Below are 24,535 nucleotides of genomic sequence, written 5' to 3' on the forward strand. Positions count from 1 at the left end.
GGTTCGCCGCCGGTTCTTCGCTAACCCTGCGGAACAAAATTATCCAGCATCCGGTTCACCGCCAACTCCCCCAGCATCACCACCTGCTGAATCCCCAGCACCGTGTTGCGATGCGACCCCTCCATCAACCCCGCGAAATTACTCAGCATCACACTCGCCGACGCCAGGGTTTCGCAGGCGTTGACCAGCAGGGTCTCGTCGTTGGTGTCAGGGTCGATGGAGTAAATCGTGCTCGGTTTACGCGGGGTGTCTGTGGGGATGACCGGTTTGAGGTAGTAATCGAGGGCGCGGTCGGCGGCTTCGTTGAGTTTTTTGGAATCGGGGGTTTCGTACGGGGAAACGTCGTCGGTTTCGGGTGGGTTGGGTGTGATCTTGAACATGGTGAAACTCCTACAAGAAATGGAGCCACCAGGACCTGTCGCTAAACAAGTAAGGGTGGCGGCTGCACGCAGGTTAGCGAACCGGGTGTAGGCGCCCGGCAGACCCGAAGGTCTCCCGCGCACAGCCGCCATGACATCAACCGCAGACATGAACAGTCCGCAAGTGAGTTTGGAGCGCTGTTGCGCCTACAAAGGTTCGGGTCGCTAAACCCGATCGCTGATTCGTCAGCGACCGGGAAACAATAGAGCCCGACCCTTAGGCGCACAAGCCGGCGGATTCTGGCGCAGTCGTAAGCAACGACGCAAGGATGTGTAGCCTGCGTGAGTGTCTGGAGATGTAAATTAAACACCGTCGTTTAATTGCTCATCCAGTGACTGGTTCGTTTGCGTCGACCGATGGGTCCCGCCGTGATGATGGTTACCTCACAGATATGACGCCGAGGAATATGTCGTTTGTAGTAGTGACTTCAAATGACTTTATTTTTTTGCCGGCTGGGGCCTCGAAGGTAATGAATGCAAATTGGTAGAGTGCGGTGTAAGGCAGTGCTTGATAACCCACGATTTCACCTGTTTCTGATCGGTAAATTACCGCGTTATCTTCATGCTTTTGATGTGAGTCAATCATGAAGCTCACAAATGAAACTACTCCGGGTAAAGTAAAACTAACACTTCCTAACATGCCCAGGGCTACGTTGCCATGTAAGTGTGTGTATGCAGGGATGTGAGAGGATGTTAAATAAACAGTGCCGTACAATGATTTAAGGGTGATTTTGCTGGCAAGTGAAATGCTGGCGCCGGGTGCCAAGTAGATTAAGGGCGCGCCTTCAAAGTTTTCGGTTCCCGCAAACGCAGGCAGTGCGCTGATTGTGTACAGGCGATCCGGAAACACCTTGGCCGTGGCCGGATTGTTGCTCTTGTCCAGCGACACCTTGAACTTGATCGTCAGTGTGGTGCCGTGCCCGAGTTGCTTGAGGAAGCTGTTGGCCAGCTCGACAGGCCAGAATCCTTGACTGATCCAAGTGGCGTTGACCTGGTCCGGGAGGCCGTTCCACAGCGCGAGGTTGTGCGCCGTGCCGTCCGCCTTTCTGCCTTCCAGACTCAGCCAGCATGGCTGGCCCGCTTCGATCAACGTGTGGAGGAGAGCGTGAATAGTCGCGTTTTTGCTGCCCAGCGCCATAAGGTCCAGAAAGTTGTTGGCGTCGGCCTCGATGATCTTTGGCGGGATCAGCGCCGTCGTCGGCAGCGGCAGAATGTTCAGCGACAAGGGCAATGAAGTGTAGGTTGTGCCGTTGACTTCTATTACGTAAGTGACAGTCACGGATTTGCCCAAGCTGTAGGCCAGCACCGAGCGTGGTACGACAAATTCCAACCCGGCGCTGACCGAGCGTAGCGGGCTGGTGTAGGAACCCGCCGCTGGTGTGCCGGACGCGCCTTGCCAGATCACCCCCACCTGGTAGGTGGGCTGGAGCAAGCCTTGCGGCACTATGACCTGGACATCCTGTAAGGTCGGATTGAAAGTGCTGCCCACTTGGCCCTTCACGGTCGGGGCCGGTAGCTCAAGACGGTTGGCGTGGATATTAAGATACGTCGTCGCTGATTGATTTTGGTTGCCCAACTGATCGGTCGCCGTGAATTTGACCGGTGTATTGGCATTGTCACCGATCTGCAGGAAATCGGCGGCAGTCAGTGTCACCGCGATCGGTTTGGTCGGATCAGTGACTTTAATCGTGGTGCTCCAGGTCCCCACACTCAGACGAACCTCGTCATAAGACCGCGCGAAGCTGATGACAAAGGTGAAGAGCACTCCTGCTGCCGCGTCTGCGGGACCGACGCCGCCTGCTACGATGCTGGGTGGAAGGACGAGTGTCGCGCCGGCCGGTGCCGGTTCACCGGGTGCCGGATCGTGATACAGCACATCCAGCACCGGGGTTGAATCCTCGAAATTCCCGCTAGGCCGGGTGACCCGATAAAACAGCTGATTGACGCCGTTCACCAGCCACCCCAGCGGCAAGTACAGGAGAATGCGCAGTTGCTCTTCTCCTGGCAGGATGACCTTGCTCACGGAAGTGGCTTTGCCATTTGCCCACACTTCGACGGTGTCGAATGTATCCAGCGTAAAAGTTTTGAGCGTCGTGACGGGATCAACCACCACCGCCAGGCCATTTGGCGGCTGATAGATGGACTGAGGTATGCCTCCGTGGGCGAGCCCCGCCGGTTGTACGGATTCCCTCCATCCCGGAATGAACATGGGGCGCAGAGCAAGTGCCGCGTCGGCCTGTGTTGATTTGACGTCAATGTTCATCTCTTACTCCTCGCGCGTTGTGCCTGAGCCATTGCAGAATTGAGGCTCATCACACCGCGAAAGGAAAAAACTGGCTACTGTCAGATCTGACAGGTAGTAGACGATTTTAGACGAACGGTAAAACCTCTCACATCGGCTCCGGCGGCCCGATCAACCGCCCCATCACCCCAAACAACCCCAACTCCCGAATCACCTCCAGCTCCCCCTTGGTCTCGACCATTTCCGCAATCAACGGCAAATCAATGCTGTTCGTCGCCCTATAAATCGCATCAATAAACAGCCGCTTGTCACTCTGTTCATCAATGTGCCGGATGTACGCCCCATCGATTTTCAAATACGCCAACCCCAACTGCGTCAGGTTGCCGATCTGGCTGAAGCTGCCGCCAAAGTGCTGCAAACCGATGCGATAACCGGTGGCGAGCAAGCTGTGGCTCAGGCGTTGCAGTTCATCGGGGGGCGGCAGTTGGCGTTCGTCGATTTCCAGTATCAGCAGATGGGCCAGATCGGGCAGTGATTCGAGCATGTCGATGATTTGTCGCAGTTGCGCCGGGTCGCGCAAGCTGCTGCCGGACAGGCTTAGCGCCAGGGGCCAACGGTTGACGATGAGGTAGTCGAGGGTGGCTTCGAGCATCGCCAGGTCGAACCGGGCCGACCAGCCGAGACGCTCGATCCACGGCAGGAAATGCCCGGCGGCAATGGCCTCGCCCTGTGGGTCGAGCAGGCGCGCGAGGACTTTGTGGTGCAGCACTTGGCTGGTGTCGGCGCATTGCACCACGGGTTGGAAATACAGCTGCATTTTGCCCTCGGTGAGGGCGTCGTCGATCCAGGTGCGCCAGTCGTGTTGCGAGTGGTTCGTCGCGGTATCGGAACGGGCCAGATGCACCCACGGCCGCTCAGGATGTTGCTGAGCCTGGGCCAGCGCTTGATCGAGGCGTAGCAGGACGTCGCCAGCCGGTTCGCCGGGCTGATAGGCGACCACGCCCAAGTGCGCCACGGGCATGCAATCGCTGGCGCCGGTCAGGCGCAGATTTTCCAGAGTGGCGCTGATTTCCGAGGCGAGGCGGGCCGCTTCGATGCTGTCCAGGCCGGGCGTCAGCAAGCTGAATTCGCCGCCACGATTGCGCGCCGCCAGCCAGGTGCGCCGTTCCGGCAGTTGCGTCAGACGCTTGAGCAATTCGCCGACGGCGCTGATAAGCCCGTCGGTGCGCTGGCCGCCCAGGCGTTGGTTGAGGCCGATCAGGTCGTTGATCCGCAGCATCAGCAAATGGCCGTCGCTGCTTTGCTCGGATACCAATAAATGGTCGGCCAGTTGTTCATCCAGCAAGCGTCGATTGGCCAGGCCCGTGAGGCTGTCCTGATAGGATTCGGCGCGCAGTTTTTCGCTGCGCGTGGCCTCTTCGGAGAACAGCGCCTTGAGCTTTTCGACCATCTGATTCATGGCCAGTACCACGCGCCTCAGTTCAGGGGTGCGTGGCAGTTTTGGCAGGCTGCGGAACTCGCGTTTACTGATGGCTTCGGCTTGCCTGACCATTTTGTCGAGCGGGCGCAATTGCCGGCGTAGCAACCATCCACCGAACACGGCGCTGAGCATCCCGCAGATCAACAGCCAGATCAGGCTGCCAAGTGTGCTGTCCCAGAGTTTGGCCAGGGCGAACTGCGGATTGCTCAGCACTTCGACCCGCGCCACCTGTTCCCAGCCGCGCATGACCAGCGCATCGCCACCTTCCGGACGCAGGTTGACCAGACTCACAAACCAGCCCGGCACGCCTTCGATCTGCGCCGGTGCGCTGCGCTCCACCAGCACCTTTTCATCAACGATAGTGACGACGCGGATGCTGCGGAAATAGCCGCTGTCAAAAATCGAGCTGACCATCAATTCGGTCATCGCCGGGTCGTCGATCTGCGCGGTCAGCGACAAACCCAAGGCGGTGGCGGCGTCCTGGGCGTGGGAACGCAACTGGCCGAGCATCTGCTCGCGGGAGCTTTCCAGGCTGACAAAAAAACTGCCACTGAACGCCACCAGCAAGAACAGGCAGATGGCGAGAAACAACTGTTTGCGCAGTGACATAAAACGCTCCTTGCGAGGGCGGCTAGCCTTCGCCCACGGCGAACCCTTCGGCTTGCATCTTTTTCAACACGTCCTGCCACCGCGACAGCTTTTTTGAGTCGCTGCTGCGTTTTCCGCCATTCGTCCCCGGCAAATACAGCCCTTCGGCGTTGAAGGCGTACACCGGCAACAGGTCTTTGCGTTGGGAGGCGGGGCGGATCTCGCCGATCAGGTTGTCGAGCACCAGTGGCTCGGCCGTGGGGCTGCTGTAGAAGGTCAGCACCATGTGCGCCTGGTTTTGGGACAGGGCCTTGACGTAGGTGATGCGCAGTTTTTCACTGGGGATCCCGAGTTGGCGAAGGCTGAAATATTTCGCCAGGGCGTAGTCTTCGCAGTCGGCGGCGCCTTTGATCAGCGATTCTTCTGGCGTGGCCCAGTAATCGGTCTGACGCCAGATGCGCGTGTCGTCCTGAAAATTCAGCTGTTGATTGAAGAAGCGATTGACCGCGTCCAGTTGCTCGCGCTCGGGTTGGTTGAGTTCGCTTTTGAGCATTTGACTCCAGGCCTCGATTCTTCCTTGGGCGGGGCCGAGCGGGCCATAGCGCTTTTCGGCGATTTGCAGGATCTGCGTAAAGTTCCAGTCGGCCCAGACACTGCCGAGCCCCGTCAGCAGGAAACTCGCCAACAGCAGCCATCCGCCGAGCCGAAATCGGAGCGTTGGCCATCCTGGACTACGCCGGCGACGGGACATGTCTGGCTGCTCGGGTGCAGATGACTGAAGTCTAGGCGGTGTTTTCAGCGAGGCAGGACAAATTGTCGGAGGATGGGACTTTTGCAGGTTGCTTTTGTGGCGAGGGGGCTTGCCCCCGTTCGGCTGCGCAGCAGTCGTCAAACCAGTCAATGTGGTCTGTCAGGAGAAATGGGGGGAAGGTTTTGGGGCTGCTTCGCAACCCAACGGGGGCAAGCCCCCTCGCCACAAAAGCCCTCGCGGTACAGTGATCAGCTCAGGGCTTGCGCAGGGTTTTCTGTTTGAGGATGTAGATCGTCACCAGCACCGCGCTGGTCAGCATGAACCCCCGCGCCCACGGCAGGGGCACCAGGTAGCAGGAGAACAGGATGCTCATCCACATCAGGCCGATGGCGTAGACCTTGCCCTTGAGCGGGATGCCGTTGCCTTCGAGGTAGTCGCGAATCCACGGGCCAAGCCGTGGATGCCCCACCAGCCACTGATAAAACCGTGGCGAGCTGCGGGCGAAACAGGCGGCCGCCAACAGCAGGAAGGGTGTGGTGGGCAACACCGGCAGGAAAATCCCGATCACCCCCAGCGCTACGCTCAGCCAGCCGATGGCCAGCAGCACGTAACGCAACATCAGGGAGCGGTTGCCTATGGGGTTGTCCATAGGCAAAACCTTAGTGGTGACGTGGCTTGAGGATCGCCGGTTTTTCGTCTGGCGCCTGGCACAGCAGGTACAGCGCGGTCAGGGCTTCCGGGATCTGCACGATCATGTCGTCCATCAGGTTGGCGTCTTTGGCGATGTCTTCGAACTCAGGCTGTTCGTCGAACAGACCCGAACCGACCATGATTGGCAGCAGCATCTCGCTGACTTCGTCTTCGGCGGTTTCGAACCAGGCCGCTTCGCGCAGGAACACGCCTTCCATGAAACCGATGCACCAGCCGCGCAGGTCGGAATCGTCCGGCTCTTCGCCCAGGTCCAGGTCACAAGGCAGCTCGAACTCTTCATCGGAAGCCAGTTGGCGCGCGATGTGAGCCTTAAGGGCCAGCAGGGTGGATTCGATCGCTTCACGCTCGGTGTCGTCGGCGTAATGCGGCTCTTCGGCGAAGAGGGCGTCGATCCATTCACGATCCGGAACCTCTTCGGAACAGATCGAAAGCGCAGTGAGGTAGCCGTGGGCGGCCACGTAGTCCAGCGCCTCGTCATGCAGTTCGTCGGCGTCGAGGAAGACTTGCAGGCGGGTTAGTTGCTCAGCGAAGGACATTAAAGGGCTACCTTGGGGAATTAACAGATGCGGGAATTCTAGGCCTTCTTGAGCAGTCAGGCCAGCCGCGCGGGATATTTGCCCCCGGAACACCACAATCCCTGTGGGATCAAGCCTGCTCACGAAAGCGGTGACCGGATTGCGACTGCTTCGCAGTCGAACGGGGGCAAGCCCCCTCGCCACACAAGCCCGCTCCCACAGGTTTGTCCTTGTGTGTCTTCTCAGCGGTGCCCTTTGCAAGGGAGGCCTCGGGTATACTCGCGCGTTTTGTGATGCCCTGCTGGCGTCGCGGCTGAAATGTGAAGCGTCATGCAATGCGCACTTACGATTTGTCAGTGCAGCTTGCGTGGTTCTGAACCAGCCTTGCAGGGATGTTTCGGTGATTTTTGGAGTTTTTATGCTCGAACAGGCTCAACGCGTCCTCAAGGACATCTTCGGCTACGACAGTTTCCGTGGCCGCCAGGGTGCAATCATTGAGCGCGTGGCCAGTGGCGGTGACGCCCTGGTACTGATGCCTACCGGTGGTGGCAAATCATTGTGCTTCCAGGTGCCGGCGCTGCTGCGTGAAGGCCTGGCGGTGGTGGTATCGCCGTTGATCGCACTGATGGACGATCAGGTCGCGACCCTCGAAGAGCTGGGCGTCGCCGCCGCTGCATTGAACTCCACGCTGAGCGCCGAGCAGCAGCGCGATCTCGCTGCACGGATCAAGCGCGGCGAAGTGAAGATGCTCTATCTGGCGCCTGAGCGTCTGGTCCAGCCGCGGATGCTGGCCTTCCTGCAAAGTCTTGAAATCGCCCTGTTCGCCATCGACGAAGCGCACTGTGTGTCCCAATGGGGCCACGACTTCCGTCGGGAATACCTGCAACTGGGCCAGTTGGCGGAATTGTTCCCCAACGTCCCACGCATTGCCCTGACCGCCACGGCCGACAAGCGCACCCGTGAAGAAATCGTCGACCGTTTGCATCTGCAGAACGCCGAGCGCTTTCTCTCGAGCTTCGACCGTCCGAACATTTTCTACCGCATCGTGCCCAAGGAGCAGCCGCGCAAGCAGTTGCTGGCGTTCCTTGCCGAGCGCCGCAGTGATGCCGGCATCGTTTACTGCCTGTCGCGCAAGAAAGTCGACGAAGTCGCAGTATTCCTCAGCGAGCAAGGCTTTCCGGCGCTGCCGTACCACGCCGGTTTGCCCAACGACACCCGGGCCCATCACCAGAAGCGCTTCCTCAACGAAGAAGGCCTGATCATGGTCGCCACCGTGGCGTTCGGCATGGGCATCGACAAGCCCAACGTGCGCTTTGTCGCTCACCTCGATTTGCCGAAATCCCTTGAGGCGTACTACCAGGAAACCGGTCGCGGCGGTCGTGATGGCCTGCCGGCGGATGCCTGGATGGCTTACGGCCTGCAAGACGTGGTGATGCTCAAACAGATGCTGCAAAACTCCGAAGGCGACGAGCGTCACAAGCGTCTGGAGCAGCACAAGCTCGACGCCATGCTATCGCTCTGCGAAGAAACCCGCTGCCGTCGGCAAACCCTGCTGGCCTACTTCGACGAAGACATGCCCGAGCCGTGCGGCCATTGCGACAACTGCGTCGATGGCGTGCAGACCTGGGACGCCACCGAGCCGGCCCGTCAGGCGCTCTCGGCGATTTACCGCACCGGCCAGCGTTATGGCGTCGGGCATCTGGTGGACGTGTTGCTGGGCAAGGACAACGAAAAGGTCCGCAGCTTCGGCCATCAACATCTGTCGGTGTATGGCGTGGGCAAGGCCATGGGCGAGAGTGAATGGCGCTCCCTGTTCCGCCAGCTGGTGGCCCGTGGCCTGGCTGACATTGACCTCGAAGGCTACGGCGGCTTGCGCCTGAGTGACACGTGCCGGCCGCTGCTCAAGGGCGAAGTGACCCTGGAACTGCGCCGCGACCTCAAGCCGCAAACCACCGCCAAAAGCAGCAAGAGCCAGGCGAGCCAGCTGGTTCGCGGCGAAGAACGCGAACAGTGGGAAGCCTTGCGCGCCCTGCGTCGCAAGCTCGCTGAGGAACATGGCGTGCCGCCGTATGTCATCTTCCCCGACTCGACACTGTTGGAAATGCTCCGCAGCCAGCCAACCTCGCTGGCGGAAATGGCCACGGTCAGCGGCGTCGGTGCGCGCAAGCTCGAACGCTACGGCGAGGCCTTCCTCGAAGTGCTGGGCGGTCAGGTCGAGGCGCCGAAAGTCGTCGCCGACGTGCGTCACGAGCTGATTACCCTCGCTCGCGCCGGCATGACGCCGTTGCAGATCGCCGGTCAGCTGCAGTGTTCGGAAAAGAATGTCTACACCATGCTTGCCGAGGCCATCGGCAAGCAGCAGTTGTCGCTGGAGCAAGCGCTGGACCTGCCTGAAGAGTTGATGGGCGAAGTTCAGGATGCCTTCCTCGATGGCGAGGGCGAGTTGCCGCCAGTGTCGGAGATTGCCGCGCTGTTCGCCGGGAGAGTGCCGGAAGGTGTCTTGTACTGCGTTCGGGCGGCGCTGCAATCCGAATTCGAGGTTTAAATGACCTGTTACAGTGGTGTAACGATTCACTACAGACCAGACCTTGCCTCAAGCCAACGGTCATGCTTAGCTGACTAATAATTAGTATTTCTCTATTTCAGTCTAATCATGAGTGTTTTATGCCGTTAACCGATCAACACCGTTTTGGCATGCAACTGGCCCAGATGTCGCGCGGCTGGCGTGCCGAACTGGATCGCCGTCTGGCTGGCCTGGGTCTGTCCCAGGCGCGCTGGCTGGTGCTGCTGCACCTGGCGCGCTTCGAAGAAGCACCGACCCAGCGTGAGCTGGCGCAAAGCGTCGGCGTCGAAGGGCCGACCCTGGCCCGGTTGCTCGACAGCCTGGAAACCCAAGGCCTGGTCCAGCGCCAATCAGTGCTGGAAGACCGTCGGGCGAAAAAAATCGTCCTCTGTGCCCCGGCCCGTCCTCTGATCGAACAAATTGAAACCATTGCCACTCAACTGCGCCGCGAATTGTTCGACGGCCTCGACGAGGCGGACTTGAAGGTGTGCATGCGGGTCCACGGGCACATTCTGGCCAACCTGGAAAAATCTTGAGGCATAACCGCGCGTCAGCTTTTTGAGATACCCCGTTGGGCAGACTATAAAGAACTACTAGGCAATATCGTGTTCGTACCGGATGTGCGAACGCGTACAGGTTGGTTCTGGTTATCTAAGGGATGCTCATGCTCGAGAGTTGGCACGTTGTATTGCGGTGTTGCACCAGGCTGCTTCTGGTCGGTGGTGCTGTCACTTACTCGGCATTGGCCCCGGCGCTGGGACTGGGGGACATCACCCTGCATTCCGCGTTGAATCAGCCGTTGAGTGCCGACATCGCCCTGATGGATGCCGGTGGGCTGGAGGAGGGCGAGCTCTCAGTCAGCCTGGCGACGGCGGATGAATTCACCCGCGCCGGCGTCGATCGGGTATTTTTCCTCAATGACCTGAAGTTCACACCGATCCTGCGGGGCAATCGCAGCCTGATCCGAGTGACCTCCAACAAACCGGTCAATGAACCTTTCCTGAATTTCCTGGTGCAGCTCAATCAGCCCAATGGGCGCTTGCTGCGCGAGTACACCGTGCTGATCGATCCACCGGGTTCGCCGGGGATCGTGCCGGCCGACGACGAACCCGTCGCCAGCCCACAAAACTCACCATTCCCGAGCGTCAAGCCGGCCACTGCGCCGAAGAAACCTGCGCCAGCGCCTGACGTCGTTCAGCCTGTTGCGCCTGTGACCGACCCCGTTGCCGAACAACTGGCCGCCAGTGTGTTGCAAAACCAACAGCTGCAAAAAACCATCGATGAGCTGAATGCGAAGCTTCAAGCTCAGGACGTGCAGATTGCGGGTCAGAAAAAACAGGTGAGCGAACTGCAAACCCAACTCGCAGAGGTCAACCAGGCGTCGCCGGTGACGCCGGCAGCGGCGGCGCCTGCGCCCGTGGTTGTTGAAGAACCCGAAGCCAGCCACTGGCCGCTGATCATCGGCTTGCTGGCACTGATCGCGTTGGTGTTGCTGGGGCTCTTTGTTCGACGTCGACGCCAGCTGGTTCAGGCATTGCCCGAGCCTTCGCCCGTTTCACCCTCGAAACATGAGCCGGTACTTGAGCGTGCGGGGCCCCCGTCGGTGCAACAGCCCATGCTGAAACCCGCTCCCGACCATCGTGAAGAGACGCCGACAGGCGATGTGCTTGAAGGGGTCGGTATCTACCTGGCGTATGGCCGTTTTTCCGAAGCCGCGGGTTTGTTGCGAGAAGCGTTGGACAAGGAACCGCAGCGCACGGATCTAGGCGTGCAACTGCTGGAAATCCTCGGCAAACAGGGGGATGTTCCCGCCTATGACGCACAGGAAAAAAACCTGCGTGAGGGCGGGTTCGACGAAGAAAAACTTCAGGACATCCGCGCCCGCAACCCGAAACTGAACAATGCGGCATCAGCGGCATCAGCGGCATCAGCGGCATCAGCGGCAGCCGTGGCAGTCACCACTCCCGCGCAATCGGGACCTGCCGACGAGTTCCAGTTGAATCTGGATGACCTATCCATGGATTCCAGCTGGGACCTGATCAGCCCTTTCGATAATGCCAAACCTTCAGACGAACCACCAAAGGCCGTAGAACCGGCGTTCACCTCGAATCTGCACGTGTTGCCCGATGTGTTCGAGATGCCTGAAGAACCGACGCTGGATGAGCCGGAGCTTGAGTGGGTCGCCGAACCGGACTCACAGGCGCTGAACGACGACTTTCTCAACGAATACAGCGATACCGACCCGTCACTGGAACTGGAACCATTAAATCCGCAGCCGGCCGACCCGACCAGCTCCGACAAACTGGAACAAGCCCAGACCTGTATCGATGATGGCGATCTGGACAGCGCCATCGAACTGCTCAACGAGCTGCTGAAGGAGGGCGATGAGCCGCTCAAGCAAACTGCCCGGAGCCTGTTGGCCGGAATCCGCTGAGCCACTACTATAGCGGCGCCCTCTGGCTCAGGAGTCTTGCGCATCATGACCACGCATAAACCGGAAATCATCATCACCTATTGCACGCAATGCCAATGGCTGTTGCGTGCGGCCTGGCTGGCCCAGGAACTGCTCAGCACTTTCGGCGACGACCTGGGCAAAGTGTCACTGGTGCCCGGTACCGGCGGGGTTTTCCATATTTTCTGTGACGATGTGCAGATCTGGGAGCGCAAGGCCGACGGCGGATTCCCGGAGGCCAAGGTGCTCAAGCAGCGGGTGCGCGATCAGATCGATCCTGACCGCGACCTCGGCCACAACGACCGCACTCAGTGAGACGCGGCTTCGGCTGCCACGGTCTTTTTACTTGAGCCGGACAGTCTGCTGGAGACCACGATCGCGACGATGATCAAGGCGCCGCCGAGCAGCATGCGCAGCGTCGGGTTTTCATCGAACAACAGCCAGGCCATGGTGATCCCGTAAACCGGCTCCAGGGCGAACACCACGGCGGCGGTGCGCGCCTTGATCACCGCCAGGCTGGCGACGAACAAGCTGTGCGCGACACCGGTGCAGAACACCCCGAGCAAACCGATCCACAGCCAGTCGATGGCGCGGACCTCGCTCAACTGCGGCGCCGCCACTGGCAGCAGGCACAGCGCGACCACCACGTTCTGACACAGCGCAGCCTGCACTGGCGGGATTCTGCCGGAGCTGGCGCGGTTGGTCAGCGACAGCAGGGCGAACAGCAAGCCTGAACCGACCGCCCAGAGCAGGCCGGTGGTGGCGCCACTCGCCAGATCGAAGTCAGGCGTAACCAGCACCAGCCCGACACTCACCAGCACCACCAACAGGATTTCATTGGCGCGGATCCGCTCACGGAATATCAGCCCTTCAAGGATCACGGTAAACGCCGGGAAGCTGGCGAAACCCAGGGTCGCGATCGCCACACCGGCGACTTTCACCGCAATGAAGAAACTCACCCAGTGCCCGGCCAGCAGCAAACCGCTGAGCAGCAGACGGCGCCAGTCCTGCGCTTCGAGTCTGTACCAGCGCGTGTTGCTGGCAAACCGCGCGAACACCGCCAAGGCAAGCACGGCAAATGCCGCTCGGCCAAATACGATGACGGCGGGCGAGGCGGCAGCGAGTTTGCCGAACACACCGGTCAGGCCGAACATCAATGCGCCGATATGCAGGGCGCCAAGGGCGGTACGGGGAGTCATTGCGATCCTTAACAACAAGACAAACAGAGGGGGACATTGAACCGCGCCATACTCGCTGAGTCTGTCGGCAAACTATCGACTTTTGTCGCCAGCCTCGCGCCGCAGTTTTCCCGGCGTCGCCCCAAACTCGCGCAACACTGCCGCTGCAAATGCACTCTGGGAACTGTAACCGACCCGACTGGCAATCTCGCCGATCGGCAATGGCGAATCCCGCAGCAGTCCTACCGCACTATGCAGCCGCCGACTGCGGATGTAATCCATCGGCGTCTGCCCGCACTCAGCGACAAACCGCGCATGCAACCGGGCGCTGGACAGCCCTGCGACGCGCGCCAGATCGGCGACCTGCAATGGATACGCCGCGTACTGATCGATATGCGCATTCAACGCCGCATACGGCAGACGCCGACCGCCCACGATTTCAGGCTTGGCGTTGTTGAGGCTGGCCAATAACAGCACCGCGCCTTGCTGGGCAATCAACGGGTCACTGACCTGGCTGCCCGCCAGCCAACTCACCAATTGGCTTTGCCCAGCGTCCAGAGGCAGGCGACCGGCGTTGTCGAGCAAACGGCGGCTGGCGTCAGCGTGATCGCCGAGGGACTGCGAAACCCATTGATCGCTCGGTATATCCAGCACCAGGCAACGGCTGCCATTGCTGCTGCCGCAGGCGTGATGAAAGCCTGACGGCACCACCACAAAACTCTGCTGAACCACCTGGCTGCCATGCCCGTCGACCTCGAAGTCCAGCGCACCCGACAACCCGAACACCAGTTGCGCGTGGTCGTGGCTGTGGACGATCAGGTCTTTGGTGTATTGGCGAAGCGTGAGGATCGGTCTCATCGCAGGTCTCCCGGTCAAGATGCGGCCAGTCTACACCGGCCGAGCGCTGTCACAGGACTGACTCGCGGTTGTCATGGGCCATTAACCCGATCGGCGCAAGCTTGCCAAAACTTGTCCTGAGTGTTGCCCATGACCAGCGCCGAGCTCGCCAAACCCAGCCGTAAGCAACGTGTGCGGACCTTGTGGATTTCCGACGTGCATCTGGGCACCCGGGACTGCCAGGCCGAACACCTGTCGCAGTTTCTCAAGGGCTACCACGCGGACAAGATCTACCTGGTCGGCGACATTATCGACGGTTGGAAACTGCGCGGCGGTATGTACTGGCCTCAGGCGCATACCAACGTGATTCGCCGCCTGCTGACCATGAGCAAGCGCGGCACCGAGGTGATCTACGTCACCGGCAACCACGATGAATTTTTGCGGCGCTATTCGAAGCTGATTCTGGGCAACATCCAACTGGTGGACGAAGCGGTGCACGTGACCGCCGACGGCCGCCATCTGCTGGTGATTCATGGCGACCAGTTCGACGTGATCACCCGGTATCACCGCTGGCTGGCCTTTCTCGGCGACTCGGCCTACGAAGTCACCCTGACCCTCAACCGTTGGCTGAACCATTGGCGCGCGCGTTATGGCTACGGCTACTGGTCACTGTCGGCCTACCTCAAGCACAAGGTGAAAACGGCGGTCAGTTTCATCAGCGATTTCGAAGAAGCCATCGCCCACGAGTGCGTCAAACGGGAGTTGCATGGGGTGGTGTGCGGGCACATTCACCATGCCGAGATTCGCAAGGTCGGCGGGGTGGATTACCTCAACTGCGGGGATTGGGTGGAGTCGTGCACGGCGTTGATCGAGCATTGGGACGGGTCGATCGAGTTGTACCGGTTGGCGGATGCCCAGGCGCGGGAGGCTGAGTTGAAAGCCATTAAAGTCGCAGAACCGGCATAGTCTGTTAGCAATGTAGTGTCTGAGCTGGCCTCTTCGCGGGCAAGCCCGCTCCCACAGGGTTCTCTGGCGTCCACAAATCTTGTGTTCACCTCGCTCACTGTGGGAGCGGGCTTGCCCGCGATGGGGCCAGGCCAGACAGCCCGGATCTATCAGGCTGGCGAACGCTCTTCCATCGCCGCCTTGTAGATGGAATTTTTCGGATACGCAAACAAGCGCTCCATCATCGGCTCAAAGAAGCTCAGCGGTAACGTCTCGTAAGCCGGATCAAACGCCGCCGCATCGTACTTGGCGCAAAACTCGATGGTCGCCTGATACTGCGGATGGCCACTGAATTGTTCGCGCAGATGCCGATCCATCCCCAGGTGATGGAAGAAGTAATACCCCTGGAATATCCCGTGCTTCTCCACCATCCACAGATTCTCGACACTGACGAACGGCTTGAGGATCGCCGCGGCGATGTCCGGATGGTTGTAGGAACCGAGCGTGTCGCCGATGTCGTGAAGCAGCGCGCAGACCACATATTCTTCATCCCGGCCATCGCGCCAGGCACGGCTGGCGGTCTGCAAGGAATGGGTCAGCCGATCCACCGGGAAGCCGCCAAAATCACCCTCCAGCAATTTCAGGTGCGCCACAATCCGTGACGGCAACTGCCTGGCGTAGGCGCTGAAGTCGGCGGCGATGATCGCCCAGTCTTCCTGAGTGCCATCCTGCATGTGAGTGAATCGTGCATTGGCGTTCATCAGCTATCCTCTTGTTCTAATCGAAAGGGATGTCTTGAGTGTAAGACTTGGATCCAATATCGCACTGGCTGCTCAGGACGCTTTGATGGCCAGTGGAGCCTAGAACGGCACGCGACCCAGAATCATGTCGCGGTACATGACAAAGTCGCCGAGCAGGCTATAAAGAGGATGCTGAAACGTGGCAGGACGGTTCTTCTCGAAGAAGAAATGCCCGACCCAGGCGAAACTGTAACCCGCCAGCGGCAAGGCGAGCAGCATCAACCAGGCGCCTTTGCCGACGGTCAGCGCCAGAATGAAAATGACCAGGCTGGTGCCGACAAAATGCAATCGTCGACAGGTGCTGTTGCTGTGTTCACTGAGGTAGTACGGGTAAAACTCAGCGAAGCTGTTGAAACGTTTGACGTTTTCCACGACTGCGATCTCTGTGGTTGTTGTTCTGATTGCAAGTTGTTCTGCGGGTAGCCTATTTGAGTCTAGAGTGATCATTGGCGTCAGCCAGTGACAATGGGCGCCACTTTAGTATCCTTCGAAAACTTGCCGCGGTAGACGGCTCACTAATCAGTAAGAAAACGCCATGAGCGAACGAACGACTTCTGCAAGCTGGGCGATGGGGATTGTCAAAGCTCTGGAGATGGACGGCCTGGATTGCCGGGTTCTGTTCAAGCAATTGGGGCTCGACTACGCGGCACTGGATGATCCGGATGCGCGCTTCCCGCAAGATTCCATGACACGGCTGTGGCAACGCGCGGTCGAGCTGTCCGGCAACCCGGCGATCGGCCTGAACATGGGCAAGGTGGTGCGACCGGCGTCCTTCCATGTCGCCGGCTACGCGCTGATGTCGAGCCAGACCCTGGCCGAAGGCTTTCAGCGGCTGGTGCGTTATCAGCGGATCATTGCCGAAAGTGCCGACCTGAGTTTCCGGTTGCTGGATGAAGGCTATGCGCTGATTCTGACGGTACATGGCGATCATTTGCCGCCGACCCGGCAGAGTGCCGAAGCATCGCTGGCCTGTGCGCTGGCGCTGTGCGGCTGGTTGACCGGGCGCACGCTACAACCGCGCAAGGTGCTGATCCAGGGCGATCAACCTGTCGATCTCGAACCCTATAAACAAGCCTTTCATGCGCCTTTGGTGTTCAACGCATCTTATGACGCCTTGATTTTTGAGCGCGCTGACATGGAAGCGCCGCTGCCAACGGCCAACGAGGCGATGGCGCTGTTGCACGACCGGTTTGCCGGCGAGTATCTGGCGCGGTTTTCCGAGAGTCGCGTGACCCACAAGGCACGGCAGGTGCTGTGCCGTTTGCTGCCCCAGGGCGAACCCAAACGCGATACGGTGGCGCAGACGCTGCACTTGTCGCAACGCACCTTGCAGCGCCGCTTGCAGGAGGAAGGCACGAGTTTTCAAACCTTGCTCGACGACACGCGGCGCGAACTGGCCGAGCAGTATCTGGCGCAACCCAACATGACCCTGCTGGAAATTGCCTACCTGTTGGGGTTTGCCGATCCAAGCAACTTCTTCCGCGCCTTCAGGCGCTGGTTCGACGCGACGCCCGGCGAGTACCGGGCGCGGCTGATGGAAACGCCGGCGGTTGTCAGTGCCGCCAGAACGCAGGAATACACAGAACAAACACCGTAATGATCTCCAGTCGGCCCAGCAGCATGCCGAACGACAGAATCCATTTGGCGGCGTCCGGCAGGGTGGCGAAGTTGCCCGCCGGACCGATGGTCTCGCCCAAGCCCGGGCCGACACCGGACACGGTGCTGGCGGCACCGGTCAGGGCGGTCATCCATTCCACGCCGAGCAGCGACAGCAGCAGGGCGATCACGCAAATAGTGATGGCGAAGAAGAAGGAAAAAGTAAGGATCGAACGCACGATCTCTTCGTCGAGGCGGTGACCGTTGTACGTCTGTTTGATCACCGCCCGCGGGTGAATCAATTGGTTAAGGTTGGCCTTGAGCAGGATGTAGGCGACCTGGAAACGGAAAATCTTGATCCCGCCGGCAGTCGAACCCGAGCAACCACCGACAAAACCCAGATAGAAGAACAGCATCAGCGAGAAATTTCCCCACAAGCTGTAGTCCCCCAGCGCAAAACCGGTGGTCGTCACCACCGAGGTCACGTTCAGCGCCACATGCCGCAGCGCCTCTAGCCAATGCAGCTGGGTGGTCCACCAATACCAGGTGCCGAGCACTAGCCAAGTCACCAGCAACATGCCGAGCAAGCCTTGCACCTGCTGATCCTTGATCAGTGCTTTGCGGTTACCGCGCAAGGTCGCTACATACAGGGTGAACGGCAGGGCACCAAGAATCATGATGACGATCGCGACCCAATGCACTGCAGGCTCAGGCCACTTGGCCAAAGACTGGTCCGAGGTGGAGAACCCTCCCGTGGAGATCGCCGACATCGCGTGGTTGATCGCATCGAACGGGCTCATCCCGGCCCACCAGAACGCCAGGCTGCCGAGAATGGTGATGCCCACATAAGCGGCAACGATCAAACGCGCCACCATGTGCGAACGCGGCATGACCTTTTCGGAGCGATCCGACGACTCGGTCTGGAACAGCCGCATGCCGCCGATGCGCAGCAACGGCAGAATTGCCACCGCCATGCCGATAAAGCCGATGCCGCCGATCCAGTGCAGCAACGAGCGCCACATCAGGATGCCGGGGGACATGCTGTCCAGGCCCGTGAGCACCGTGGCCCCGGTGGCGGTAATGCCGGACATGCTTTCGAAGAACGAGTCGGTGTAGCTGATGCGCTGGGTCAGCAGAAACGGCAGCGCAGCGAAGATGCACACCACCACCCAGCTGCTGACGGTCAGCAAATACATGTCTCGCGGGCGCAGATGTATGTGTTCGGGACGACCGGGGATGACCATTGCCAAACCCGCGACGAAGGTAATCATGCTCGCCCAGAGGAACGATGGCAGGTCGCTCGTGCGCTCGAAAATCACCAGGGTGGCCATGGGCACGACCATGGCGATGGCCAGCGTGATCAGGAAGATGCCGATGATGAAACCAATAATCCGTAAGGTCGGCAACGCCATGAAGTCCGCTCGTGCTGAAGAAGGGAAGGCCGCCATTCTACCTGCGGGGCCGGGCATGTAAACCGGCATCCCTGCGCCAGATACCGCTAGAATAGCCGCACATATTTTTCAGGAGGTGGCCGATGCAGGCTCTCGACGCTTTGCTCAACCGTGTTTCCGTTCCACGACTGCTCGAACCGGCACCTACCGCAGCGCAGCGCGAAGTGCTGTTTTCTGCCGCGATGCGTGCGCCGGACCACGGACACTTGCAGCCTTGGCGCTTCCTGACAGTCGAAGGTGCGGCGCGCGAGCAGATGGGCGAGTTGCTGGCCGAAGCGGCGAAGCTGCAAGACAGTGAGGTGTCCGAGGCGGCGCTGGATAAGGCGCGTAATGGTCCTTTGCGCGCGCCGCTGGTGGTTGTGGTGGTCGCGCGGTTGCAGGATCACGTCAAATACCCGAAATCCGAACAATTGCTGGCTGCAGGGTGTGCGGCTCACGGGATTCTGCTGGCCGCTTACGCGCAAGGCATTGGTGCTGTATGGCGTACCGGTGAGCTGGCGTACTCGGCGCATGTGGCCAAGGGGCTGGGGTTGGTAGAAGGGGAAGAGGTGATTGCGTTTCTTTATCTTGGGACGCCGCAGAAAGAGCCGCGCGTGGCAGAGAAAGTTGACCTCACCGAGTTCGTCAGCGCCTGGCCCGGTCAGTAAGGATCGTTCCCGCGCTCTGCGTGGGAATGCAGCCCGGGACGCTCTGCGTCCCATTGGAACGCGGAGCGTCCCTTGAGGCATTCCCACGCGGAGCGTGGGAACGATCAAGGTCTGTCGCTCCCACGGGGATTACGGTTGGACGATGATTCCTGGTACTAACGGTAATTCCAGGCTGGCGATGAACCCGCCTTGCGGATGATTGGCCAGCACCAGGCTCCCGCCATGCCGCTCTGCCGCGCGTCGGGCAATCGCCAACCCCAAGCCATGCCCGGCTGCTGTCTGTCCCGGCGCCCGATAGAACGGCTCACCCAGCAGATTCAAATGCTCGGCATCGACACCGGGTCCATGGTCCCTGACGCTGACCACAATCCGCTCACCCTGACGCACCGCCTGCATTTCAATTGACTGCCCCTGCGGGTTGAAGCGCTGAGCGTTGCGAAGCAGGTTGTCGACGGCGCGCTCGATCATCGTCGGCCAGCCTTTGAGGTTCAGCTGCGGTTCGGCGTCTAGGCGAACGGTCTGCTCCGGCGAACTCAATTGCGCATCCTTTTGCAGCGTATTAAGCAGCGCATTCAGATTCACGTCTTCAGCGCTGGCATTGTCGGCATCGACCCTCGCCAATACCAGGATCTCGCTGATCAAGGCTTCCAGTCGATCGCATTCACGGGTCAGGCGTGGCGCGAGTTTTTCCCGTTCTTCGGGAGTGGCACGTTCGGCCAGGGCCAGGGCAATGCGCAGTCGCGCCAGCGGTGAACGCAGTTCATGGGACACGTCGCGCAGCAATTGTCGCTGGCTGCCGATCAGGCTTTGCAGGCGCGCACCCATGCGGTTGAAGTCGTTGGCCAACACACCAAATTCGTCGCGTCGGTTGGCCAGTTTCACCAGGCTGTTCTGCTGATAGGTGGTTTGCCCTAGGTCATGCACCGCGCCGCGCAAGCGGTTCAGCGGTCGGGTGATGGACAAGGTCACGAACAGGCTGAAGAGGGTCAGCACCACCAGCGCAATGCCCAGCGCGCTCAACGGCCAGAGCAGGCTTTCGCGGTGCCATGAGTCCAGTTCCGGGTGTGGAATGCGGTAGATCAGCAGGTAGGTGTCGCCGGTTTTTGCGCTGGTGTATTCATCGGTCAGACGTCGCCACGGCAGGCGGCGATCATCGTTGTTCTGCCGTGCTTCGAAAGCCGCTGCACGCCGGGGGAAGGTGCCGCGCACCACCGGGTCGCCGCTCTCGTTGAGCACCTGAACGTCGATGTGATACTGGCGCTTGCGCTGTTCCAGAATGTCCTGGGCCGCTTCCTCACCCTGGGCTTCGTAGGTTTGCGTCCACTGTTCGGCCAGGGTGTTGAGGCCCGGATGGCGACTGAGAATCCACGCGTCCTGGTTGAGCATGTGCCCCAGCAGAATGGACAGCCCTGCAACCAGAGCGATGGCCAGCCAGAAGCTGGCCAGGATACGCCAGAACAATGAGCGCACAGAAATTCCTCAAACAGACACAAACCAATGTGGGAGCAGGCCGACCTGTAGGAGCGAGGCTTGCCCGCGAAAGCGATTTCATGATCAACAGAGGTGTTGACTGTTAAATCGCTTTCGCGGGCAAGTCGGATCGCCGCACCGCTCGCTCCTACAATGGCAAAAAACCCGACGGGGTAAGCCGTCGGGTCCGGGTTAACGCATTATTGCGCTTTTTGCGGTTGTTGCGCTTTCCAAGCCTTGAACTCTGCCCATTCGGCGCGGCGCTCAGCCTTCTTCTTCTGGATCTCGTCGAATTTCTTCTGTTGATCCGGTTTCAGCAGGCCACGGACATCGGCTTCGGCTTTTTTGTGGTTGGCGGCCATTTCATCTTTCATGGCTTTCTGGTCGGCCGGCGAGAGTTTCTCCAGGTACTTCTCGACCACTTGCTTACGCTCGTGCATCTGTTCGCCCATGATTTTGCGGATCTGCTCACGCTGTTCGCGGCTCAGGTCCAGCTGGCTGTACGGGCCTTTACCGTGCATGCCGTGCATCTGACCGCCGTGGCGCGGGCCGTCCATCGGGCCGGCACCTTCAGGCATGGCCATGGCAACGGTCGGCAGCGCGGCGGCGAACATCAGAGCGATAAGAGTCTTGCGCATGGTGAATCTCCTTGTCTCGTTCCCGGTACGTTCCGGATGAGTTCAGATTACGGAGATCAAGGTCAGCGGCGGTCAGCGAAGCGTAAAGCTTGGGTAAAGACGATTTCTCACCGACCTGACAAATCCCTATCCCTGACGAAACACGACAGCTGCTACGACGGACCGTATTCGGGATCAGAGGCTGTAGTAGTAACCGCGGCTACGCAGGGCAACGATGCGCGGGCGGCCGTCGGGGTGCGGGCCGATCTTTTTGCGCAGGTTGCTGACGTGCATGTCCAGGCTGCGGTCGTACAGGGTCAGCTTGCGGCCGAGGGCGATCTGCGCCAGGTCCTGTTTGTCCAGGGGCTCGCCGGGTTGCTTGAGCAGCGCTTCGAGCAGACGGCTTTCGGAGACGGTGAGAGTGAATTCCTGTTCGTCGATGCTGACCACGCCACGCACCGGGCTGAAGCACAGGTCGCCCAGTTCGAGCTGGCTGGACACCGCCGTCGGATGACTGCGGCGCAACACCGCGCGCAGGCGGGCTGTCAGTTCCCGTGGGTCGCACGGCTTGGCCAGGTAATCGTCGGCGCCAAGTTCCAGACCGAGGATTCGATCCAGGGGCTCGCCACGCGCAGACAGCATCAGCACCGGCAGGTCCGGATGGTCGCTGCGCAATTGCTTGAGCAGTTCCAGACCGCTGCCGTCTGGCAGCATCACGTCCAGCACCACGGCGGCAGGGGAGGTTTCGGCCAGCGCACGGCGGGCACTCTGGCCGTCGTGACAGGCACGGACCTGAAAGCCTTCCTGGCTCAGCCAACTGCTCAGGAGCTCGCACAGCTCCTGGTCATCATCAATTAATAACAGCTCGCTCATCACTCACTCAATTTAGCCATTGCCGACGTTTTCTGGTGGCACCGCTGGCGAAGATACCGCAGAGCAGGGCCAATAGCGCAACCCCGCCACCGATTACGAACCATTGCTGCTGATCAGTCAGCAGACGTGGCAACGGGTTGCTGGCCTGGGCTTCCTTGAGTTGCAGCTTGAGGCGCTGGTTCTCTTGGCGCAACCGGCCCAGCTGAGCGCTTTCGCGTTCACTGTCAGTATTTTGCAGTTGTTTGCTCAGTTCTTCCCGTTGCTGCTCACTTACCTTCAAGCGCTGCTGCAACTCACTGATCTGGCTGCCGGCGCTCAGCGACAACGGCGTCGAACTGCCGCCCTCGGCGGTTTCTTCACCGTGAGCAGGGGCCACCATCGACAACGTCACCAACATCAGACACAACGGACCTTTGCGCATCGCCACTCCTGATTCCAATACAAGTATTGGGCAGGTTGTCGGCCGGCAAACGAGAATAATGAGCGTTGAGCGCGATGAACCGGCAAGGTTCACCGCGCGGGCGCATTTGTAGGGGTAAGTTACGGCAGGACTTGCTTGAACGGCTTGACCGAAACGTTGGTGTAGACGCCGGCGGCGATGTACGGATCCGCATCGGCCCAAGCCTGGGCGGCGCCCAGGGAATCGAACTCGGCGACGATCAGGCTGCCGGTGAAACCCGCCGCGCCCGGATCATTGCTGTCGACCGCCGGGTGCGGGCCGGCCAATACGATACGACCTTCGCCCTTGAGCACTTGCAGGCGCTCAAGGTGGGCAGGCCGTGCGGCCAGGCGGGCTTCCAGGGAGTTGGCGACGTCTGTGGCAATGATTGCGTAAAGCATGTCAGTCCTCGGTTTTTGGCGTGGTGGTATCGGCGTCGTGCAGGTGGCGGGACAGGTAAATGCCCTGGGCGACCAGGAACAGCAACGTCATGCCCAGGCTGCCGAAGACTTTGAAGTCGACCCAGTAGCTCTGGAACGTGAACGCAACGAACAGGTTGGCGGCGCCGCAAAACAGGAAAAAGCCGATCCAGGCGATGTTCAGGCGTGTCCAGACCAGGTCCGGCAAGGTCAGTGCGTGGCCCATGATGCGCTTGATCAGCAGTTGGTCACCGATGAAGTGGCTGCCAATGAACGCCAGGGCGAACAGCCAGTTGACCACCGGCGCTTTCCACTTCAGGAAGGTTTCGCTGTGGAACGCCAGGGTCAGGCTACCGAAGACCAGGCAGGCGATGAGGGTCAGCCACTGGCTCTTCTCCAGCTTGCGCTGCTTGATGAACAGCGCGCCGTAAACCACCAGGGAGCTGACGATCAGCATCGCGGTGGCGCTGTAAATACCGCCTACAGTCAGTTGATGACCGCCAATGTCGACGACCCGTGGATCAATTTTGAAAACGATGAAAAACAGCAGGAGCGGGATGAAATCGATGAATTGTTTCACAGTGGCAGCCAGAAGCAGGATGTGGCGGCATAATAACAAACATATGGGCGCGCGATAGCGCCAGCTGATTTGAGGTAACACATCCCCGTGAATGTCGACTTGCACTGCCATAGCACCGCCTCCGATGGCGCTCTCGCGCCTGCTGTCCTGGTGGCGCGTGCGTTCGAGAAAGGCGTGCGAGTCCTGGCCTTGACCGATCACGACACCCTCGAGGGGCTCGACGAGGCCCGCCGTGCGGCCACGGCGCTGGGGATGCAACTGGTCAATGGCGTCGAATTGTCATGTACCTGGGGCGGCGCGACCATTCATGTGCTCGGCTACGGATTTGATGTCAATGCCGTACCGTTGGTCGAGGCGATCGCCAAATTGCACGATGGCCGCTGGCTACGGTCCGAAGAAATAAGCCGCAAGCTGGCGTTGAAAGGCATGCCCGGCGCGCTGGAAGGGGCCCGGGCGATCCAGCAGGAACTGGGCGACAGCGGCAATGCGCCGGCCCGTCCGCACTTCGCCGACTGGATGGTCCGTGAAGGTTTCGTCAAGGATCGCGCCGAAGCGTTCCGTAAATGGCTGGGCGCCGGCAAGCTGGGCGACGTCAAGCAGCACTGGCCGACCCTGGAAGACACGGTCGAAACCCTGCGCGCCGCGAAAGCCTGGGTCAGCCTGGCGCATCCGTGGCACTACGATTTCACTCGCAGCAAGCGTCGCCGCCTGATTTCTGACTATATTCAAGCCGGGGGCCACGCCATTGAAGTGGTCAATGGCCATCAGCCCGCCGAACAAGTGGGCAGCCTGGCGATTCTTGCTCGTGAGTTCGGTCTGCTGGTCAGCGCCGGCAGTGATTTTCATGGCCCTGGAGGCTGGTCCGAGATCGGCGAATACCGCCCGCTCCCGGAGGATCTGCCACCACTGTGGTGTCGATTCAAACATGACCCAATTATTGCCGCCGTCTGAACAGGTAGAGA

Annotated in this window: 25 protein-coding genes; 8 read left to right on the forward strand and 17 right to left on the reverse strand. The window is 60.1% G+C overall.

The genetic code is table 11. The features are described from left to right. Positions 1-20 precede the first annotated feature (20 nt). The 6 genes from ACIQV9_RS06100 to ACIQV9_RS06125 all read right to left on the reverse strand — a co-directional run bounded on the left by ACIQV9_RS06100 (position 21) and on the right by ACIQV9_RS06125 (position 6,727). Positions 21-380, reverse strand: a complete 360-nt coding sequence (locus ACIQV9_RS06100; protein WP_403099268.1) for a DUF6124 family protein — start codon at positions 378-380, stop codon at positions 21-23. A gap of 418 nt (positions 381-798) precedes the next feature. After that, positions 799-2,682, reverse strand: coding sequence for a hypothetical protein (locus ACIQV9_RS06105; RefSeq protein WP_403099270.1), 1,884 nt, complete (start codon positions 2,680-2,682; stop codon positions 799-801). Positions 2,683-2,809: 127 nt separating this feature from the next. Beyond that, positions 2,810-4,750, reverse strand: coding sequence for a cyclic di-GMP receptor LapD (gene lapD / locus ACIQV9_RS06110; protein ID WP_403099272.1), 1,941 nt, complete (start codon positions 4,748-4,750; stop codon positions 2,810-2,812). Between the two features lie 22 nt (positions 4,751-4,772). Next, positions 4,773-5,480 (reverse strand): cysteine protease LapG, encoded by a 708-nt coding sequence (gene lapG, locus ACIQV9_RS06115; RefSeq protein WP_403099276.1) that lies wholly within the window; start codon positions 5,478-5,480, stop codon positions 4,773-4,775. Positions 5,481-5,733: 253 nt separating this feature from the next. Next, a complete protein-coding gene (locus ACIQV9_RS06120; protein ID WP_403099279.1) occupies positions 5,734-6,129 on the reverse strand; it encodes a YbaN family protein in 396 nt (131 codons plus the stop codon). Positions 6,130-6,139: 10 nt separating this feature from the next. Next, positions 6,140-6,727 carry a YecA family protein gene (locus ACIQV9_RS06125; RefSeq protein ID WP_010461974.1) on the reverse strand — a complete coding sequence of 196 codons (588 nt, stop codon included), beginning with the start codon at positions 6,725-6,727 and terminating at the stop codon, positions 6,140-6,142. Between the two features lie 397 nt (positions 6,728-7,124). On the opposite strand from ACIQV9_RS06125, the gene recQ reads away from it, so the two are divergent. From recQ to ACIQV9_RS06145, 4 genes are all read left to right on the forward strand, one after another. Then, positions 7,125-9,251, forward strand: coding sequence for a DNA helicase RecQ (recQ, locus tag ACIQV9_RS06130; protein ID WP_131062539.1), 2,127 nt, complete (start codon positions 7,125-7,127; stop codon positions 9,249-9,251). A 119-nt stretch (positions 9,252-9,370) separates the two neighbouring features. Further along, positions 9,371-9,805, forward strand: a complete 435-nt coding sequence (locus ACIQV9_RS06135) for a MarR family transcriptional regulator (RefSeq protein ID WP_403099284.1) — start codon at positions 9,371-9,373, stop codon at positions 9,803-9,805. A 128-nt stretch (positions 9,806-9,933) separates the two neighbouring features. Beyond that, positions 9,934-11,703, forward strand: a complete 1,770-nt coding sequence (locus ACIQV9_RS06140; protein WP_403099286.1) for a FimV/HubP family polar landmark protein — start codon at positions 9,934-9,936, stop codon at positions 11,701-11,703. Positions 11,704-11,748: 45 nt separating this feature from the next. Continuing rightward, the gene (locus ACIQV9_RS06145) at positions 11,749-12,036 is read left to right on the forward strand and encodes a SelT/SelW/SelH family protein (RefSeq protein WP_403099289.1); all 288 of its coding nucleotides are present in this window, start codon (positions 11,749-11,751) and stop codon (positions 12,034-12,036) included. On the opposite strand, the gene ACIQV9_RS06150 is transcribed toward ACIQV9_RS06145, so the two are convergent. Together ACIQV9_RS06150 and ACIQV9_RS06155 are read right to left on the reverse strand one after the other, a co-directional pair. Continuing rightward, a complete protein-coding gene (locus ACIQV9_RS06150; RefSeq protein WP_403099293.1) occupies positions 12,030-12,920 on the reverse strand; it encodes a DMT family transporter in 891 nt (296 codons plus the stop codon). The genes ACIQV9_RS06145 and ACIQV9_RS06150 overlap by 7 nt on opposite strands. A gap of 72 nt (positions 12,921-12,992) precedes the next feature. Further along, positions 12,993-13,757 carry an AraC family transcriptional regulator gene (locus tag ACIQV9_RS06155; RefSeq protein WP_403099296.1) on the reverse strand — a complete coding sequence of 255 codons (765 nt, stop codon included), beginning with the start codon at positions 13,755-13,757 and terminating at the stop codon, positions 12,993-12,995. Positions 13,758-13,886: 129 nt separating this feature from the next. Here ACIQV9_RS06155 and ACIQV9_RS06160 point away from each other — a divergent pair, with 129 nt between their 5' ends. Further along, on the forward strand, positions 13,887-14,702 hold the full coding sequence (locus ACIQV9_RS06160; RefSeq protein ID WP_403099299.1) for a UDP-2,3-diacylglucosamine diphosphatase: 816 nt from the start codon (positions 13,887-13,889) through the stop codon (positions 14,700-14,702). 149 nt (positions 14,703-14,851) lie between these two features. Here ACIQV9_RS06160 and ACIQV9_RS06165 read toward each other — a convergent pair whose 3' ends face one another. Both ACIQV9_RS06165 and ACIQV9_RS06170 read right to left on the reverse strand, forming a co-directional pair. Then, positions 14,852-15,442 (reverse strand): HD domain-containing protein, encoded by a 591-nt coding sequence (locus ACIQV9_RS06165; protein WP_403099302.1) that lies wholly within the window; start codon positions 15,440-15,442, stop codon positions 14,852-14,854. A gap of 99 nt (positions 15,443-15,541) precedes the next feature. Beyond that, positions 15,542-15,853 carry an Mpo1-like protein gene (locus tag ACIQV9_RS06170; RefSeq protein WP_403099305.1) on the reverse strand — a complete coding sequence of 104 codons (312 nt, stop codon included), beginning with the start codon at positions 15,851-15,853 and terminating at the stop codon, positions 15,542-15,544. Positions 15,854-16,016: 163 nt separating this feature from the next. Between ACIQV9_RS06170 and ACIQV9_RS06175 the strand changes: the two genes are divergently transcribed. Continuing rightward, positions 16,017-17,078 carry an AraC family transcriptional regulator gene (locus tag ACIQV9_RS06175; protein ID WP_403099308.1) on the forward strand — a complete coding sequence of 354 codons (1,062 nt, stop codon included), beginning with the start codon at positions 16,017-16,019 and terminating at the stop codon, positions 17,076-17,078. Here ACIQV9_RS06175 and ACIQV9_RS06180 read toward each other — a convergent pair. Further along, the gene (locus ACIQV9_RS06180; protein ID WP_403099311.1) at positions 17,035-18,489 is read right to left on the reverse strand and encodes a TrkH family potassium uptake protein; all 1,455 of its coding nucleotides are present in this window, start codon (positions 18,487-18,489) and stop codon (positions 17,035-17,037) included. The two genes, ACIQV9_RS06175 and ACIQV9_RS06180, sit on opposite strands and share 44 nt — an antisense overlap. Before the next feature lie 122 nt (positions 18,490-18,611). Here ACIQV9_RS06180 and ACIQV9_RS06185 point away from each other — a divergent pair, with 122 nt between their 5' ends. Next, the gene (locus ACIQV9_RS06185) at positions 18,612-19,175 is read left to right on the forward strand and encodes an NAD(P)H nitroreductase (protein WP_403099313.1); all 564 of its coding nucleotides are present in this window, start codon (positions 18,612-18,614) and stop codon (positions 19,173-19,175) included. A gap of 129 nt (positions 19,176-19,304) precedes the next feature. Here ACIQV9_RS06185 and ACIQV9_RS06190 read toward each other — a convergent pair whose 3' ends face one another. The 6 genes from ACIQV9_RS06190 to ACIQV9_RS06215 all read right to left on the reverse strand — a co-directional run bounded on the left by ACIQV9_RS06190 (position 19,305) and on the right by ACIQV9_RS06215 (position 23,573). Further along, the gene (locus ACIQV9_RS06190) at positions 19,305-20,645 is read right to left on the reverse strand and encodes a sensor histidine kinase (RefSeq protein ID WP_403099315.1); all 1,341 of its coding nucleotides are present in this window, start codon (positions 20,643-20,645) and stop codon (positions 19,305-19,307) included. A 200-nt stretch (positions 20,646-20,845) separates the two neighbouring features. Continuing rightward, a complete protein-coding gene (locus tag ACIQV9_RS06195) occupies positions 20,846-21,283 on the reverse strand; it encodes a Spy/CpxP family protein refolding chaperone (protein ID WP_403099317.1) in 438 nt (145 codons plus the stop codon). Positions 21,284-21,457: 174 nt separating this feature from the next. Further along, positions 21,458-22,135: a response regulator transcription factor gene (locus ACIQV9_RS06200; RefSeq protein WP_010461945.1), complete on the reverse strand. Its 678-nt coding sequence runs from the start codon at positions 22,133-22,135 to the stop codon at positions 21,458-21,460. Positions 22,136-22,142: 7 nt separating this feature from the next. Next, positions 22,143-22,556, reverse strand: a complete 414-nt coding sequence (locus ACIQV9_RS06205) for a translation initiation factor 2 (protein WP_403099321.1) — start codon at positions 22,554-22,556, stop codon at positions 22,143-22,145. Positions 22,557-22,675: 119 nt separating this feature from the next. Beyond that, the gene (locus ACIQV9_RS06210; protein WP_403099324.1) at positions 22,676-22,975 is read right to left on the reverse strand and encodes a YciI family protein; all 300 of its coding nucleotides are present in this window, start codon (positions 22,973-22,975) and stop codon (positions 22,676-22,678) included. Between the two features lies 1 nt (position 22,976). Continuing rightward, positions 22,977-23,573 (reverse strand): septation protein A, encoded by a 597-nt coding sequence (locus ACIQV9_RS06215; protein WP_403099327.1) that lies wholly within the window; start codon positions 23,571-23,573, stop codon positions 22,977-22,979. An 87-nt stretch (positions 23,574-23,660) separates the two neighbouring features. Between ACIQV9_RS06215 and ACIQV9_RS06220 the strand changes: the two genes are divergently transcribed. Then, complete coding sequence (locus ACIQV9_RS06220) at positions 23,661-24,524, forward strand: PHP domain-containing protein (RefSeq protein WP_403099329.1); 864 nt, start codon at positions 23,661-23,663, stop codon at positions 24,522-24,524. The last annotated feature ends 11 nt before the right edge of the window (positions 24,525-24,535 follow it).

It is taken from the genome of Pseudomonas sp. NPDC099000 (assembly GCF_044759925.1).
In the GTDB taxonomy this organism is placed as follows: domain Bacteria; phylum Pseudomonadota; class Gammaproteobacteria; order Pseudomonadales; family Pseudomonadaceae; genus Aquipseudomonas.